The 15355-nt window shown below is 69.6% G+C and carries 11 protein-coding genes; 7 read left to right on the forward strand and 4 right to left on the reverse strand.

Translation table 11 applies throughout. The features are described 5' to 3' along the window. Positions 1 to 18 precede the first annotated feature (18 nt). The 3 genes from IB278_RS32900 to IB278_RS32910 are packed head-to-tail and all read right to left on the reverse strand — an operon-like array spanning position 19 to position 3166. Entirely contained in the window at positions 19 to 840 is an 822-nt protein-coding gene (locus IB278_RS32900) for a PP2C family protein-serine/threonine phosphatase (RefSeq protein ID WP_145738570.1), read from the reverse strand. After that, positions 833 to 2737 carry a type VI secretion system-associated FHA domain protein TagH gene (tagH, locus tag IB278_RS32905; protein WP_192328503.1) on the reverse strand — a complete coding sequence of 635 codons (1905 nt, stop codon included), beginning with the start codon at positions 2735 to 2737 and terminating at the stop codon, positions 833 to 835. Before tagH ends, IB278_RS32900 begins: the two co-directional genes overlap by 8 nt. A gap of 57 nt (positions 2738 to 2794) precedes the next feature. Further along, positions 2795 to 3166: a TssQ family T6SS-associated lipoprotein gene (locus tag IB278_RS32910; RefSeq protein WP_225613334.1), complete on the reverse strand. Its 372-nt coding sequence runs from the start codon at positions 3164 to 3166 to the stop codon at positions 2795 to 2797. Positions 3167 to 3189: 23 nt separating this feature from the next. Here IB278_RS32910 and tssJ point away from each other — a divergent pair, with 23 nt between their 5' ends. The 6 genes from tssJ (at position 3190) to IB278_RS32940 (ending at position 13331) form a co-directional block, all read left to right on the forward strand. Next, positions 3190 to 3846: a type VI secretion system lipoprotein TssJ gene (gene tssJ / locus IB278_RS32915; RefSeq protein WP_225613335.1), complete on the forward strand. Its 657-nt coding sequence runs from the start codon at positions 3190 to 3192 to the stop codon at positions 3844 to 3846. 158 nt (positions 3847 to 4004) lie between these two features. Then, positions 4005 to 5384, forward strand: coding sequence for a type VI secretion system baseplate subunit TssK (gene tssK / locus IB278_RS32920; RefSeq protein WP_145738565.1), 1380 nt, complete (start codon positions 4005 to 4007; stop codon positions 5382 to 5384). Between the two features lie 8 nt (positions 5385 to 5392). Continuing rightward, entirely contained in the window at positions 5393 to 6772 is a 1380-nt protein-coding gene (locus IB278_RS32925; RefSeq protein ID WP_192328505.1) for a DotU family type VI secretion system protein, read from the forward strand. Next, positions 6772 to 10407: a type VI secretion system membrane subunit TssM gene (gene tssM, locus IB278_RS32930; protein ID WP_192328508.1), complete on the forward strand. Its 3636-nt coding sequence runs from the start codon at positions 6772 to 6774 to the stop codon at positions 10405 to 10407. Before IB278_RS32925 ends, tssM begins: the two co-directional genes overlap by 1 nt. Position 10408: 1 nt before the next feature. Further along, positions 10409 to 11134 carry a type VI secretion system-associated protein TagF gene (gene tagF / locus IB278_RS32935; protein WP_145738560.1) on the forward strand — a complete coding sequence of 242 codons (726 nt, stop codon included), beginning with the start codon at positions 10409 to 10411 and terminating at the stop codon, positions 11132 to 11134. 31 nt (positions 11135 to 11165) lie between these two features. Continuing rightward, the gene (locus tag IB278_RS32940) at positions 11166 to 13331 is read left to right on the forward strand and encodes a serine/threonine-protein kinase (RefSeq protein WP_192328511.1); all 2166 of its coding nucleotides are present in this window, start codon (positions 11166 to 11168) and stop codon (positions 13329 to 13331) included. Between the two features lie 35 nt (positions 13332 to 13366). On the opposite strand, the gene IB278_RS32945 is transcribed toward IB278_RS32940, so the two are convergent. After that, positions 13367 to 14917: a YifB family Mg chelatase-like AAA ATPase gene (locus IB278_RS32945; RefSeq protein WP_192328514.1), complete on the reverse strand. Its 1551-nt coding sequence runs from the start codon at positions 14915 to 14917 to the stop codon at positions 13367 to 13369. Between the two features lie 217 nt (positions 14918 to 15134). Between IB278_RS32945 and IB278_RS32950 the strand changes: the two genes are divergently transcribed. After that, a partial coding sequence (locus IB278_RS32950; protein WP_318646731.1) for a TorF family putative porin occupies positions 15135 to 15355 on the forward strand: 221 nt, incomplete at its 3' end.

Below are 15355 nucleotides of genomic sequence, written 5' to 3' on the forward strand. Positions count from 1 at the left end.
CCGCGGCAGATGCGGGTGTCAGGCGGCCGGGCGCGCCGCGGGCTGCGCCGTCCCCGCCAGCGTCACCTGCTGCGGAAACCCCACCCACACCGCCAGCGCCGAGTAGTTGTCGCGCGACTCGTCGGCCTTGGCTTCGGCCGCGCGGCGCAGCAGCGCGAGCCATTCCTCGGCACTGTCCGCGAGCTGCAGCGAGCGTTCCATCACCTGCTGCGAGATGAGCTGCCACAGGCCGTCGGTGCACAGCAGGAACGCATCGCCGTCGGCAAGGCGCTGCGGCGTCGACACGGTGGTCTCCGCCGTGGCACGGGCGCCGAGCGCGCGGTACAGCAGGTTGCTCTTCACCAGCCGTTCGCTCCCATTGGCTCCGTTGCCCAGCGCAGCCTCGCCCGAGCGCTCCGACAGGCTGTGGTCTTCGGTGCGCTGCATCAGCGCGCCGCGGCGGAACCAGTAGAGGCGGCTGTCGCCCACGTGGGCCCAGCAGGCTTGGCCGCTGGTGCGGTCCACGAACAGCGAGACGATGGTCGCGCTCATGCGGCTCTGGTCGGCCAGCTCCCGCTGCTTGGCGAGGATGGCGTCGTTGGCGGCCTTCACGGCCTGCAGGATGTCATGCTGCGCCACCGAGGGGTTGTCGACGAAGGTGTTCAGCGCGGTGTCGACCGCGATGCGCGCGGCCAGCTCGCCGCCCGCGTTGCCGCCGACGCCGTCGCTCACGACGAAGCAGGCGTTGTATTCGTCCAGGTGGTAGCCGATGGCGTCCTGGTTGCCGCTGCGCTCGCCCACGCAGGAGAACTGCGAGGTCGAGATGGGCACCGCGAACGCGCGGGGGGTGGTTTCAAGCACGGCGCGCCTCCTTCAACCGTTCCATCTCCTTGTCGTAAGCCTGCTGGAAGGCCCGGCCGAAGACGGCCTGGAAATCGTCCTCGACGGCCGCGGTGGTTTCGGCATGCAACTTCTGCAGCTGGCGCCACAGGCGCGCTTCGCGGCCGCCGGGCAGCAGCTTCTCGCCCAGGCCGCCGTCGTGCGGCGTGGCGGTGTTCAGCGCCGTGGGGTCGAAGCGCTTGAGCACCGTGAGCAGCGCGGCGCGCATGCCGGCCACCATGCCGAGCTGATGCGATTGCAGGTCGCCGAGCGCGTCGTGCACGGCCGCTTCGGGCGATAGGAAGCCGGGCATACGCGCGCCGAACATCTGCATCAGCACGGCGCGGCCATTGGGAAGGATCTTGAAGGGGTTGTTCTCTTCGTCGACGATCATCGTGATCTCGGCGCGCACTTCGCGCTTGAGCATGGCGCGCGACGAGAGCAGCTCGATGGTGCCGTCGGTGAACGCGCGCATGAGCCGGCCGAGGCGCCGCATGGCTTCGGCATCCAGCGGCTGCTGGCCGGCCACGTCGGGCACGCCGGCGCCTTCGAGGAAGGCCTTGAAGAGTTCGTCCGAAGAGGACGGTGCCGATGGCGGCGCCGCGGCAGGGACTGGCGGCGCGGCCACGGGCGAGGGCGCGGCAACAGGCTTCGGTTGCTGCGGTGCGGGCGGCTCCGTCGGCGCGGCCTTCGGAGGAGGCGGCGCGACATCCTCCACGCGTGCGGCCGCGGCGGGCACCGGTGGTGGCGGGGGCGGCGGCGGTGGTGGCTCGGCCTGCGCGGACACCTGCGGCTCGGCCGGTTTCGCAGCCGGCGGCTCGAAGGGCACCGGGTTCGGCGGCCTGAACTGCGCCGCCAGTTCCCGCGCATGGTTCGAATGGCTGTAGCCCTGTGGCGCCGGCGGCCGTGACAGCAGGTCGATCGCCGGATGCACGTCGTGCAGCGGATCTTCGTGGGTCAGCGCGGTGGGGCGCGGATCGGACAGCGGCGAGGGCGCGTCGTTGTCGGCGGCAAAGAAGGACAGCGGGTCCATGCCGCGCTTGAACGCCACGTCGGACATGCCGTCTTCCGCTTGCGGATTCAGTTCGGCCAATGGATCGACCGGGTTCCTGCGCGCCTGCGAGGGCAGCTCGAAAGGCTCGTGCGCCATCGGGTCGGGCATGGGCTCGGCAGCGCTGGCCTCGCGCCGCGGCGCGTTCGCGAGGATGGCATCCCAATCGGCGGCGGAGGGAATCTGCGAGGCGCTCGTCTGCGTGCTTGCCGGTGACGGGGCCGGCGATGGCGGCGCGGCAGGCACCGGCGCAACCGCCAATGCCTGTGCGGGCGGCGGTGCCGGCATGGCCGGCGGTGGCGGCATCGCCACGGTCACGGGCTGCGTATCGCCGATCGGCAGCGCGCCGGCGCCGAAGAGGTCCGAGAACACATCGGAGACGGGGGCCGCGGGCAGCAGCGAGTCCATGGGCGCCTGCGCCATGGCGCTGGCGGGCAGCGGGCTGTGCACAGGCGAGGCCGGTGGTGGTGCCGCCGCCATCAGCGGCGCGGCGGGCGCCACGACTGCTGCGCGTTGCCCGCTCCCCGCCACCAGCACATAGCTTCCGATGGTCACGCGGTCACCTTCGGCGATCGGCGATTCCTGCTCGTGCTGCAGCGTGCGTTCGTTGACGCCGATGGGTAGCACCGCACTCATGTTGCGCAGCACCGCCGCGCCGCTGTCGTCGAAGCGCACGGTGGCCTGCAGGCGCGAGATCTGGCGCTGCTCGTCGGGCAGCACCAGGTGGTTGTCGGGACTGCGCCCGATGGTTCCGCCGGGTGCAGCGAGCAAGGCCGAAGGGCCTGCGGTCACCGGCTTGCCGGCATGTTCGATCACCGTCCAACGCATGGCATCTCCATGTTCATGTCGAGCGCGGCTCGTGCCGCGGCTCATCGCCTGCGGCGTTCAACGCTTCATTCGCTTGGCGGCCTCGAAGGCAGGGCCCCACACCGGGTGCTTGCGCTCGGCCACGGTGAGGTCGAAGTTGGGGAACGCATCCATGAGCTTGCGGAACTGCGCGCGGCATTCGGGCACCTGGTTGGCCACGCAATAGCTGAAGGCTTCGAGCTTCATGGCATCGAGCCGCGTGGCGGGCTCGGCCGCGTCGAACACCGAGACGCCGCCGCTCTTGAGCGTGGTGATGGCCTTGGCGTAGTCGCCTTCGTCATAGGCCTGTTGCGCGCGTTCGAGCGTGCTGCGCGCCACTTGCTGGCTCAGGCGTTCGGGTTGCGGCGGCTCGGGCGGCGGCGTGGTCGTGCAACCAGCAACCAGAACCAAGGTGAACGCCAAAGCAGGCAGACATGACTTCAATCTTCTCTCCTACCTTGCAAAAGGCAATGCTTGAGATAGTGTGCCGCTGTCATGCGACAGGCACGCGATGCGACGCGGTAGGTGCGCACGACTTCGATAATATAGGCCGCGAACCACTAGGGAAGATCTCAATGCATCGACGAACCCTGCTTCAAGGCGCACTTGCAACCGCACCGTTGCTTGGTGGCCTCAGTGGATGCGCATCGACTGCGAAGTCATTGCCCACGCCCTACGCGGTGACCATCAGGATCGACGATGGCGTCAACCCCGACGGACGCGGCCAGCCGGCGCCGATTCTCGTCAAGGTCTTCGAATTGAAATCTTCCGGTAACTTCGAGACGGCAGACTACTTTGCACTACAGGACCGCGACCGCGAGACGCTGGCCGCGGAACTCGTGAACGCCGACCAGGCCATCATGCGCAGCGGCGAAGAGCGTGTCTTCAAGCGCGAGGCCGGGCTCGATTCGCGTGCCATCGGCATCATCGCGGGCTACCGCAAGCTCGAGGCCGCTCGCTGGCGCATCGTGCTGCCGCTCAAGGAGCCGAAGCAAACCAATCTCTACAAGGTGTGGCAGTTTTCTCCGAGCGAGCAAAACGTGCGCATCGCGATCCGCAAGGGCGGCATCGAGTTACTACCAAGTCGTTAATTTCACGGCTTTGTAGTTAGAAAGTGCGAGAAATTCGCACGCTAAATGCGGTGCAAAACGTAAGAAGCGCCGTGTAGCATCAGAGAAAAAAACCGATTCAATCGGGAGGTCGTTAACAAGACCTCCCGCTTCAGCGTGGGCATGCCCCAGGAGGTTCTTTGGTGACAGTTCGCAATCCGGGCGCCGGCAAGCAGGGCGCCCTTCCGCAGGCGTTGGCGAATCGCGTGGTGTGGTCCGAAGGCATGTACCTGAGGCCCCAGCACTTCCAGCAACTGGAGCGCTATGTCGAGCAGTACGTCACGCGCCGCACCGCGGGCCTGCAAGGTGCCTATTGGGGATGGCTCAACCTGGACATCGATCGCGATGCACACGCGCTCGGCCGCGTGTCGCTGCTCGGCGGCGCGGGCGTGCTGCCCGACGGCACGCCGTTCTCTTTCGGCGCCGAAGATGCGCCGCTGCCCTACGAGGTGCCGAGCGACCTGACCGATGAACTCATCGTGCTGGCGCTGCCGCTGCGCCGTACGGGCAGCGAAGAGATCATCTTCGCCGACGACGAGGGCTCGGCCGCGCGCTTCGGTGTGGTCGAGCGCGAGGTGGCCGACGGCAATTCGGTGGCGCTCGGCCCGGCGGTGCTGCAGCTTGCGAAGCCGCGCCTGCGGCTTGCGCGCGCATCGTCGCTCACGGCCGAGTGGCAGGCCATCGGCGCGGTGCGCGTGATCGAACGGCGCACCGACCACAAGCTGGTGATCGACGCCAACTACATTCCACCGGTGCTCGATGCATCGGCGCACCCCATGCTGCGCAGCATGGTCGCCGAACTGCACGGCCTGCTCACGCAGCGCTCCGAGGCCCTGGCCTCGCGGCTCTCGCAGCCCGGCCGCGGCGGCGTGAGCGAGGTCTCCGACTTTCTCCTGCTCGAACTCGTCAACCGTTATCTCGCAACGACCTGGCATGCGCAGCATGCGGTGCAGGTGCACCCCGAGGAACTGTTCATCGACTGGTTCAAGCTGGCCTGCCATCTCGCCACGCACACCTCGCCCACGCGGCGCCCGGTGGTGTGGCCGAAGTACGACCACGACAATCTCAACGAGACCATCCGGCCGCTGATGGAAGAGCTGCGGCGCTCGCTCTCGGCCGTGCTCGAGCAGAGCGCCATCGCCATCGAGCTCGAAGAGCGCAGCCACGGCGTGCGCGTGGGCCGCATGCCCGATCCGGTGCTGGTGCGCAATGCAGGCTTCGTGCTCGCGGTGCATGCCAACCTGCCCGCCGATGCCATCCAGCAGCGCTTTCCGACGCAGGTCAAGATCGGTTCGGTGGAGCGCATCCGCGACCTCGTGCAGCTGCAGCTGCCAGGCGTCACGGTGCGGCCGCTGCCGGTGGCGCCGCGCCAGATTCCATACAACGCGGGCTATCACTATTTCGAACTCGACAAGAGCGGCGACATGTGGCGCCAGCTCGAAAAATCGGGCGGCGTTGCAATGCACCTGGCCGGCGACTTTCCGGGGCTGGCCATGGAGTTCTGGGCAATTCGTCCGTGAGGGACCCTATGAACGGTGTCAATGACATGGCGGTCGGTCCGGGAGGCTTCGTGCCGCCCAACCCGGGCGGCGGCAACAACAGCGGCAACGGCGATCCCGCGGGCATGCCCCTGGCATCGCGCGGCGCGGGACAGCAGCAACCCCAGTCATTCACCGCATGGCATGACGCACGCCGTCCGCATGCGGGCGACACGGCACTGGCCGGCAACAACCCGCTGGTCGCGGCGGCCAACCCGCTGCTCGACCTGATCCCGCAGATTCGCGCTACCGGCCACCACGATGCGCCCGCGCAATTGCGCGAACACCTGGTCGACGAGGTCCGGCGCTTCGAGACGCGCGCGCAGCAAAGCGGCATCGCGCCCGAGGTGATCATCGGCGCGCGCTACTGCCTGTGCACCGCGGTCGACGAAGCGGCCGCACTCACGCCCTGGGGCGGCAGCATCTGGTCGTCGCAGAGCCTGCTCGTGATGTTCCACAACGAGACCTGGGGCGGCGAGAAATTCTTCCAGCTGCTGTCGCGGCTGGTGCAGAACCCACAGCAGCACCTGCAGCTGATCGAGCTCATCTACTTCTGCCTGGCGATGGGCTTCGAAGGGCGCTTCCGCGTCATCGACAACGGCCGCACGCAGCTCGAAACGCTCAAGCAGCGGCTGCTGCAGATCATCCGCCAGACGCGCGGCGAAATTGCCGTGCCGCTGTCGCCGCACTGGCAGGACGCGAGCGCGCCGGTGCGCCGCACGCGCAACTGGGTGCCGCTGTGGGCCGTGGGCGCGGTGGCGGCGGTGCTGCTGGTGCTGGTGTTCGGCGTGCTCACGTTCAGCCTGGCCGGCCGTTCCGACGGTGCATTCGCCGCGGTGAATGCAGTGCGCCTGCCGCAGACGCAGCGTGCCGTGGCCGTTGCGCCGGCACCGCAGCCGCGCCTGCAGCGCTTTCTCGAACCCGAGATCCGCGACGGCCTGCTGACGGTGCGCGACGAGGCCGACCGCAGCGTGGTGGTGCTGCGCGGCGACGGCCTGTTCGCATCGGGCTCCGACCGCGTGCTCGACCGCTATGCGCCCGTGCTCGCGCGCGTGGCCGACGCGCTCAATTCGGTGGAAGGCAACGTGCTCATCAGCGGCTTCAGCGACGACCAGCCGATCCGCAGCGTGCGCTTCCCGTCCAACTGGCAGCTTTCGCAGGCGCGTGCCGATGCGGTCAAGAAGATGATCGCCACGCGCGTCACCCGGCCCGAGCGCCTGCGCGCCGAAGGCCGCGGCGATGCCGACCCGCTGGTACCCAACGATTCGCCGGCCAACCGTGCGCGCAACCGGCGGGTCGAAGTGACGCTGCTGGTGGCGCCCGTGGCCGCAGGCGCAGCAGCAGCGGCGCCGCAGGGAGGAACCCGCTGATGCTGCGCGCGATTTTCCGTTTCCTCGTGAGCCGCGACCTGTGGGTCTTTTTCGGGCTCCTGGCCATTGCGTTCCTGATCTGGATCATCGGCCCCGTCATCGCAGTGGGCCGCTACCGGCCGTTCGAAAGCGAGTTCGTGCGCATCGCGGTCATTGCGCTGATGTTCGCGATCTGGATCGCGCGCGTGCTCTACCGCAAGTGGCGCGAGCGGCGCCTCAACGCGCAGCTGCTCAACCAGCTGCGCACGCCGTCCCCCAAGGAGAAGGCCGCCAAGCCCGAGGATGCGCCCGAGATCAAGGAGCTGCAAAGCGGCTTCAGCGATGCCACGTCCATCCTGAAGAACATGCGCTTCGGCGCGGACGCCAGCGGCAAGCCCGCGGGGCGCTTTGCGGTGTTCGACCGCCAGTACCTGTACCAGCTGCCCTGGTACATCTTCATCGGCGCGCCGGGCTCGGGCAAGACCACCGCGCTGGTCAACTCCGACCTCGACTTTCCGCTGGCCGACCAGCTCGGCAAGGCCGCGGTGCGCGGCATCGGCGGCACGCGCAACTGCGACTGGTGGTTCACCAACGAGGCGGTGCTGATCGACACCGCCGGGCGCTACACCACGCACGAGAGCAACCGCGAAACCGACGAGGGCGAGTGGAAGGGCTTCCTCGACCTGCTCAAGAAGTTCAGGCCGCGCCAGCCGATCAACGGCGCCATCCTCACCATCAGCATCGCCGACCTGCCGCTGGCCGACGACGCGCAGCGTGCGCGCCACGCCATGGCGCTGCGCAAGCGGCTGCTCGAACTGCGCAACGGCCTGGGCATCAATTTCCCGGTGTACGTGCTGGTCACCAAGACCGACCTGCTGGCCGGCTTCAACGAGTATTTCGGCTCGCTGGGCCGGGCCGAGCGCTCGCAGGTGTGGGGCTTCACGTTTCCGATCGATGCCAACCCGGCAGACCCCGCCAAGGCCGACCTGCGCGAGCGCTTCCACCAGGAATACAAGCTGCTGCACCAGCGCCTGGACGAGCGCCTGCCGGAGCTGCTCGCGGCCGAGCCCGACCAGCTGCGCCGCGCGCAGGCCTACCTGCTGCCGCAGCAGTTCGCAAGCTTCGAGGACATCCTCGGCACCTTCCTGGCCGACGTGTTCAACCCCTCGAAGTTCGAAGTCGCGCCCATGCTGCGCGGCGTGTACTTCACCAGCGGCACGCAGGAGGGCACGGCCTTCGACCGCGTGATGGGCGCGATCAAGCGCTACCTGCAGGTCAACGCGCCGCCCGCGCCGCCGCCGGGCCCGGGCAAGAGCTACTTCCTGAAGGAGCTGCTGCAGCAGGTGATCTTCCGTGACGCGGGCGTGGCCGGCACCAACCTGCGCTGGTACCGGCGCAAGCGCGCCATCGACCTGGCGGGCTACGGCCTCATCGGCGTGCTGCTGGTGGTGCTGCTGGGCGCCTGCGTCAACAGCTGGCGCAACAACCGCGACTACGTGGCCGAGGTCGACAACAACGCCAAGGCCTTCAACAAGGCCGCGGCGCGCGGCGAGCTGCCGACGGTGGTCGATTCCAACAGCGACATCGCCAGCTCGCTGCCGGTGCTCGACCGCCTGCGCGACCTGCCCAAGTCGAGCCATTTCGACATCGGCGATCCGCCCGTCTCCTACCGCTTCGGCCTCTACCAGGGCGAGAAGCTGCAGGCCGCGACCGACGGCGTCTACCAGCGTGCGCTCGAAAGCGTGCTGCTGCCGCAAGCCTCGCAGCGCGTGGAGCAGGCGCTGCGCGAGGCCTCCAAGACCGATGCCGAATACAGCTACGAGGCGCTCAAGGCCTACCTCATGCTGTACGACGCGGAGCGCTACGACGCCGACTTCCTCCAGGCCTGGCTGCTCACCGACGTGGACCGCAAGATCGGCGCCGGCCTCACGCGCGAGCAGCGCACCAACCTCGAGTCGCACCTGAAGGCGCTGTTCGCGGAACGCGTGGTGACCTCGCCCTTCGCCAAGGACGACCGGCTCATCAACGAGACGCGCGCCCGCCTGGCCGGCGTGCCGCTGGCGCAGCGCTCCTATGCGCGGCTGCGGCGCATCCTGCTGCAGACCAGCCCGCCCAACGCCTTCAGCATTGCGGAGGCGGCGGGGGCTGAGTCGGCGCTGGTGATCAAGCGCGCGAGCGGCAAGCCGCTCACCGACGGCATCCCGACGCTCTTCACCTACCGCGGCTACTGGGACATCTTCGACAAGCGCATGGCCGAAACGACGCTCGCGCTCGAACAGGAAGACCGCTGGGTGCTGCAGATCCGCGCGCCGGGCATGACCGACATCACCTCGCGCGAGCTGCTGCTGCGCGAAGTGCGCCGGCTCTACCTCACCGACTACATCCGCGTCTGGGACGACTACCTGGCCGACGTGCGCCTGGCCGACAGCCGCTCGCTGCTGCAGAGCATCCAGATGACGCGCGTGCTCTCGACCAGCGAGTCGCCGATGTCGCGTCTCATCCGCGGCGCGGCGCGCGAGACCGACCTGCTGCGCAACCACGACGAGGCCACGCGCAGCCTGCTCGACCAGGCGCAGAACCGCGTGGCCAGCACGCGCGAGCGCATCGAGCAGCTCATCGGGCAGCCCGACGGCAGCCAGCGCCGCAACACCGTGCCGGACCGTCCCGAATCGCTGGTGGACAACCACTTCGCGCCGCTTCGCCGCATGGTCACCGCGCCCAAGGCCGGCGGCCAGGCGCCCATCGACGCCACCGCCGCGCTCATCAACGAGCTCTACACCTTCCTCACCGCCACCGACACCGCATTGCGCAGCGGCAACATCCCGCCGTCGAGCGATGCGGTCACCAAGGTGCAGGCCGAGGCGGGCCGCCTGCCGGTGCCGTTCCAGGGCATGCTGAACGATCTCTCGGCCACCGCGTCGTCCAAGGCGGCGGCGGTGACGCGGCAGAACATCGGGCAGAACGCCGCTGCCACCATCGGTCAGTTCTGCAGCCAGGCCATCGCGGGGCGCTATCCCTTCTCGCGCGGCTCCAACCGCGACGTGGCGGCCGGCGACTTCGCTCAGCTGTTCGCGCCGGGCGGCATGATGGACGACTTCTTCCAGAAGAACCTGGCCTCGCAGGTCGACACCTCCGTCAACCCGTGGGCCTTCAAGAAGGGCGTGGACGGCAGTTCGCCGGGACGCTCGGCCTACCTCGATTCGTTCCAGAAGGCGCAGGCGATCCGCGACGTGTTCTTCTCGGGCATGGCGGGCGGGCGCACGCCCTCGTTCACCATCGACATCCGGCCCGAGGACATGGACGCCGCCATCAGCCAGTTCACGCTCGACATCGACGGCCAGACCGTGCGCTACGCGCACGGGCCGCAGGCGCCCAGCACCGTCAAGTGGCCCGGCCCGCGCAACAGCAACCAGGTGCGCCTGCAGGTGACGACCGCCAGCGGCACGCCGGCCGGCGGCATCGTCACCGAGGGGCCGTGGGCGCTGCACCGGCTGTTCGACAAGGCCTCGATCTCGTCCGGCAACGCACCCGAATCGTTCAACGCGACCTTCGACCTGCAAGGCAGGAAGGTGGTGCTCGCGGTGACGGCCAACAGCGTCTACAACCCGCTGCGCCTGAACCAGATGAACGGCTTCTCATGCCCGGGGAAGTCCTGAGATGAACAGCGGCATTCCTTCGCCGCGGGTGTGGGTGCCCGACGACCAGCAGATCGGCTGGTACGGCAAGCTGCCCGCGGCCGGCGACTTTCTCTACCGCCGCGTGCCGCGCGAGCTCCAGGCCTGGTGGGACCGCTGGATGCAGAACGGCCTGGGCACCTTCAAGCGCTGGCCCGACGCCATGACGCGGCACTATGTGGTGGCGCCGGTCTGGAACTTCGCGATTCCGGCCACCCAGGGCGTGGACGCGGTGCAGTTCGGCTGCCTGGCGCCCAGCTGCGACCGCGTGGGGCGCTACTACCCCGTGTGCGTAACCTTGCAGGTGGCCGCATCGAGCTACCGGCCCTCCATGCTCGAGGGCTCCGCCGCCTGGTACTGGCAATGCGGCACCGCGCTGCTGCAGGCGATCCGCCACAGCGTCGCGCCCGACCAGTTCGACCGCCAGGTGCTGGCCGCGGCCCACGGCGGCTTCCAGACCGCGAGCGGCGGCTCGGACGACATCCTGTCGATCCTCGGGCCTGCGGCCGGGGGCGCCGGTGCCACAGGTGCGCAGCAGCGCCTCGGCTGGCCCGAGCTGCCCCTGTGCTTCGACGCCTTCGGAAGCACCAGCTACTGGTGGACCAACCAGGCGGACGGCTCGCCGCTGCGCACTGCCGCCCACGGCGGAGGCCTCAACACGCCGCTGTTTTCGAAGTTGTTTTCACAGGGGCATGTGCCATGGGCATGAACGACCAGACCCCCGCCGCGGGAGGAGATGCATGACGACCAACGCCAGCAGCAATAACAACAACAGCAGCAGCACCAGCGTGCAGGCCGATCCGCAGGAGCGCCCCCATCCGCTGGACGCGGGCCACCGGCTGGACGAGTTCGAGCTGCTCGAGGTCATCGGCGAGGGCGGCTTCGGCATCGTCTACCGCGCCTACGACCACTCGCTGCAGCGCGAGGTGGCCATCAAGGAATACATGCCCTCGATGCTCGCGCGCCGCGTCGGCGACGACAGCGTGCACGTGCGTTCCGACCGTCTCACCGCCACCTTCCAGGCGGGCCTGCGCAGCTTCATCAACGAGGCGCGCACGCTCGCACAGTTCAGCCATCCGGCACTGGTGCGGGTGCACCGCTTCTGGGAAGCCAACAGCACCGCTTACATGGCGATCCAGCTCTACCGCGGCCGCACGCTGCGCCGCCTGGCCGAGGAAGAGCCGAAGAAGATCTCCGAGGCCTGGCTGCTGAGCATGCTCGGCCCGCTGCTCGGCGCGCTCGAAACCCTGCACCGCAGCCAGTGCTTCCACCGCGACATCGCGCCCGACAACATCTTCATCCAGCAGGACGACCTGCCCGTGCTGCTCGACTTCGGCGCCGCGCGCAAGTCGATTGCCGACCTGGTCGACGAGGTGGCGGTGATGGTGAAATCCGGCTACTCGCCGATCGAGCAGTACGCCGACGACAACACGCTGCTCCAGGGCGCGTGGACCGATCTCTACGCGCTGGGCGCCGTGCTGTACCGTGCCGTCACCGGGCACCCGCCGCCGTCGGCCGTGGTGCGCAGCGTGCAGGACGCCTACGTGCCGCTGTCGTCGCTGGGCCGCAGCGACTTGAGCCCGGCCTTCTGCGCGGCCGTCGACCATACGCTGGCCGTGCACAGCAAGGACCGCACGCAGACCGTGGCCGCGTTCGCGGCCGAACTGGGCCTTGCCAAGCTGGGCGACACCTATGTGAGCGGGCTGGCGGCGCCGACGGCCGTAGTTGCTGCACCCGCTCCTTCGAAGCCCGCGCCGGTCGTGGCGCCGGTGCCGCAGCAAGCGCCGGCTGCTCCGGCGCCCCAGACACCGGCACCAATGTCGGCAGCAGCCGCATCGCAAGCCGCTGCATCGGCCAGTGCTGCACGGCCTGAAGCCGCCGCCCCGGAACCCGCCAGGCCCAGGCCCCAGCCCGCGCCCAAGGCCGAGCCGGCCCGGGCTCCCGCGCCCAGGCTCGCCGAACCGCGCGAGGCGGCGGCAGCGCCGGCGCGCGCGCCATCGGTGGCCGCCGGCAAGCAGCCGTCGCCGTCCGCCGCCAGGAAATCGTCGATGCCGCGCTGGGGCCTGGTCGGCGTGCTGCTGCTGGCGCTGGTGGGCGTGGGCACCTGGATCGGCATTCACCTGACTTCGGGCCGGCAGGAGACATCGACCGCCATGGTGCCGGTGCCCCCGCCTTCGGGGCCGATGTCTGCCACTTCGCCGCCGCCCGCCGCCATGCCGCCGGGCGAAAGCGCCCCCGGCGGCGCACCGGCGGCTGCGGGCGAGAACGTGGCGGCAGCGCCCGGCACGCCGCCCCCCGCGGCGGCCGCCAGCGCGCCGGCCGGTCCGTTGACGCCATTGACCAACGTGCCGGTCGGCGCGGCGCCGGCAGCTGCACCGGCCACACCGGACCCCGCAGCCACGCCGCCGGGCTCGGCCACCACGCCCGTGACGCCGCCGGAGGCCGCCATGGCCACCGCCGAAGCCGAGGACTGGAACCTGGCCCAGGCCGAGAACACGCGCGAAGGCTACGAGGCCTACCTGCGCCGCTACCGGCGCGGCCCGCATGCGCGCGATGCCCGCAATGCCATCGCCGAGCTGAACCGGCTCGCGCAGACGGTGCCCGCGGCACCCGGCACGGCGCCAACGAACTCCATACCCACCGTGATCGCCGGCGGAACTACACCGCCGACCGCGCCGCCTGCAGCTCCGCCCGGCATGGGGCGCGTGGTGCTCAACATCCGGCCCTGGGGCCAGGTCTTCGTCGACGGCGCCGAGCGCGGCGTGAGCCCGCCGCTCAAGTCGCTGTCGCTGCGCCCTGGCATCTACAACATCGAAGTGCGCAATGGCGACCTCGATGTCTATCGCCAGCGCGTGACGGTGCAGGACAGCAAGTCGGCGCCCGTGGTGAGCCACGAGTTCAAGTAGGCGCTCCCCGGCACCCGTCACCCCGGCGGCAGCGCTCAGTTCCGCAGCGCCCTGCGGTACTGCACCGCCTCCGCCACATGCACCACCCCCACCGATTCGGCGCCAGCCAGGTCGGCCACTGTGCGCGCCACCTTGAGCGCGCGGTGCGTGCTGCGCGCCGACCAGCCGAGCTTGGCGGCGGCGCTGTAGACGAACTTGCGCGCGGCATCGTCGAGCGCGGCATGCTTGTCGATGGCGCCGGCCTGCAGCGCCTGGTTGGGGCTGCCCTGGCGCTGCAGGGCGAACTCGCGCGCGGCCACCACGCGGCTGCGGATGCTGGCGGTCGATTCGCCGGCGGGGGCATCGATGAGCTGCTCTGCCGATACCGCGGGCACTTCGATGTGCAGGTCGATACGGTCCAGCAGCGGGCCGCTGAGCTTGCCCTGGTAGCGCGAGATCTGGTCCGGCGTGCAGCGGCAGGCCTTCAGCGTCGAGCCCAGGTAGCCGCAAGGGCAGGGGTTCATGGCCGCGACCAGCTGGAAGCGCGCCGGAAACTCGGCCCTCCGGGCGGCGCGCGCGATGGTGATGGTGCCCGTCTCCAGCGGCTCGCGCAGCGCCTCGAGCGCGGAGCGCGCGAACTCCGGGAATTCGTCCAGGAAGAGCACGCCGTGGTGCGCCTGCGAGATCTCGCCCGGCCGCGGGGGCGAGCCGCCGCCCACCAGCGCCACGGCGCTCGACGTGTGGTGGGGCGCCGAGGTCGGCCGGTTCATCCAGCGCGCGGCTGAGAAGCTGCCGGCCAGGCTGGCCACGGCCGCGCTCTCCAGCGCCTCGTCCACGCTCATGGGCGGCAGCAGGCCGGCAAAGCGCTGCGCCAGCATGGACTTGCCCGAGCCGGGCTCGCCGACCATCAGCAGGCTGTGCCCGCCCGCGGCGGCGATCTCGAGGGCGCGCTTGGCGCCCGCATGCCCCTTGACGTCGGCCAGGTCGGCATAGAGCGGCGCGGCCGCCGCGGCTGCGGCATGCACCCGGGCCCAACCGTCGGCGGCGGGCTGCTGCTGCCCCTCTTCGCCCTGCAGCAGCGCGGCGCCCTCGGGCATGAAGCGCTGAACCACGTCCAGCAGGTGCCTGGCGCCGTACACCTCGCTGCCGGGCACCAGCGCCGCTTCCTGGGCGCTGTCGGCGGGCAGCACCAGGCGCGTCGCGATGCCGCGCGTGTGCAGGGCCAGCGCCATGGCCAGCGCGCCGCGCACGGGCCGCAGCTCGCCTGAGAGGGAGAGCTCGCCGGCAAATTCGTGGCCTGCCAGCAGCGCGGGCTGGATCTGCCCGCTGGCCGCGAGGATGCCGAGTGCGATCGGCAGGTCGAAGCGGCCGGAATCCTTGGGCAGGTCGGCCGGCGCCAGGTTGACGACGATCTTCTTGTTGTTCGGAAACTCCAGGCCGGCGTTCTGGATGGCCGAGCGCACCCGTTCGCGGGCCTCCTTGACCTCGGTTTCCGCCAGCCCGACGAGCGTGAAGCTCGGCAGGCCGTTCGCCAGATGCACCTCGACCGTGACACTGGCCGCTTCCAGCCCAAGCAAAGCACGGCTTTGCACCAAAGACAGGCTCATTCCACTCCCTCTCACCATTGTGGTGCGCCCGTTTTTGGCCGGGCTCATGCACCGCGGTGCCCCATGGGGTACCGCAACCGAACACGCTTGTAACTATTTCGCCTGGGTTGCCGGTGCGGGAGCGGCCGCCGTGCCGCAGGGCAAAACGTGCACTTTGGCACGCTCCCTGCTATGAGACGGTGTCCCCCAACAATCCAACCAACTCCGAGGAGTCTCGATGATGCACCGTAAATTCGCCCAGGCAATGGCCGTGGCCACCCTTGCCGCCCTGCCGATGCTTGCGAGCGCACAGCTCACGGGGAATGTGGCACTGACCAGCAACTACAAGTTCCGCGGTCAGGACCAGGACATGATCGGGAAGAACGACTACGCCAAGACCAAGGGCTTCAAGCCCGCCATCCAGGGCGGCTTCGACTACGCCTTCGGCGAGAGCGGCTT

It is taken from the genome of Variovorax sp. VRV01 (assembly GCF_014852545.1).
In the GTDB taxonomy this organism is placed as follows: Bacteria; Pseudomonadota; Gammaproteobacteria; order Burkholderiales; family Burkholderiaceae_C; genus Variovorax; species Variovorax beijingensis_A.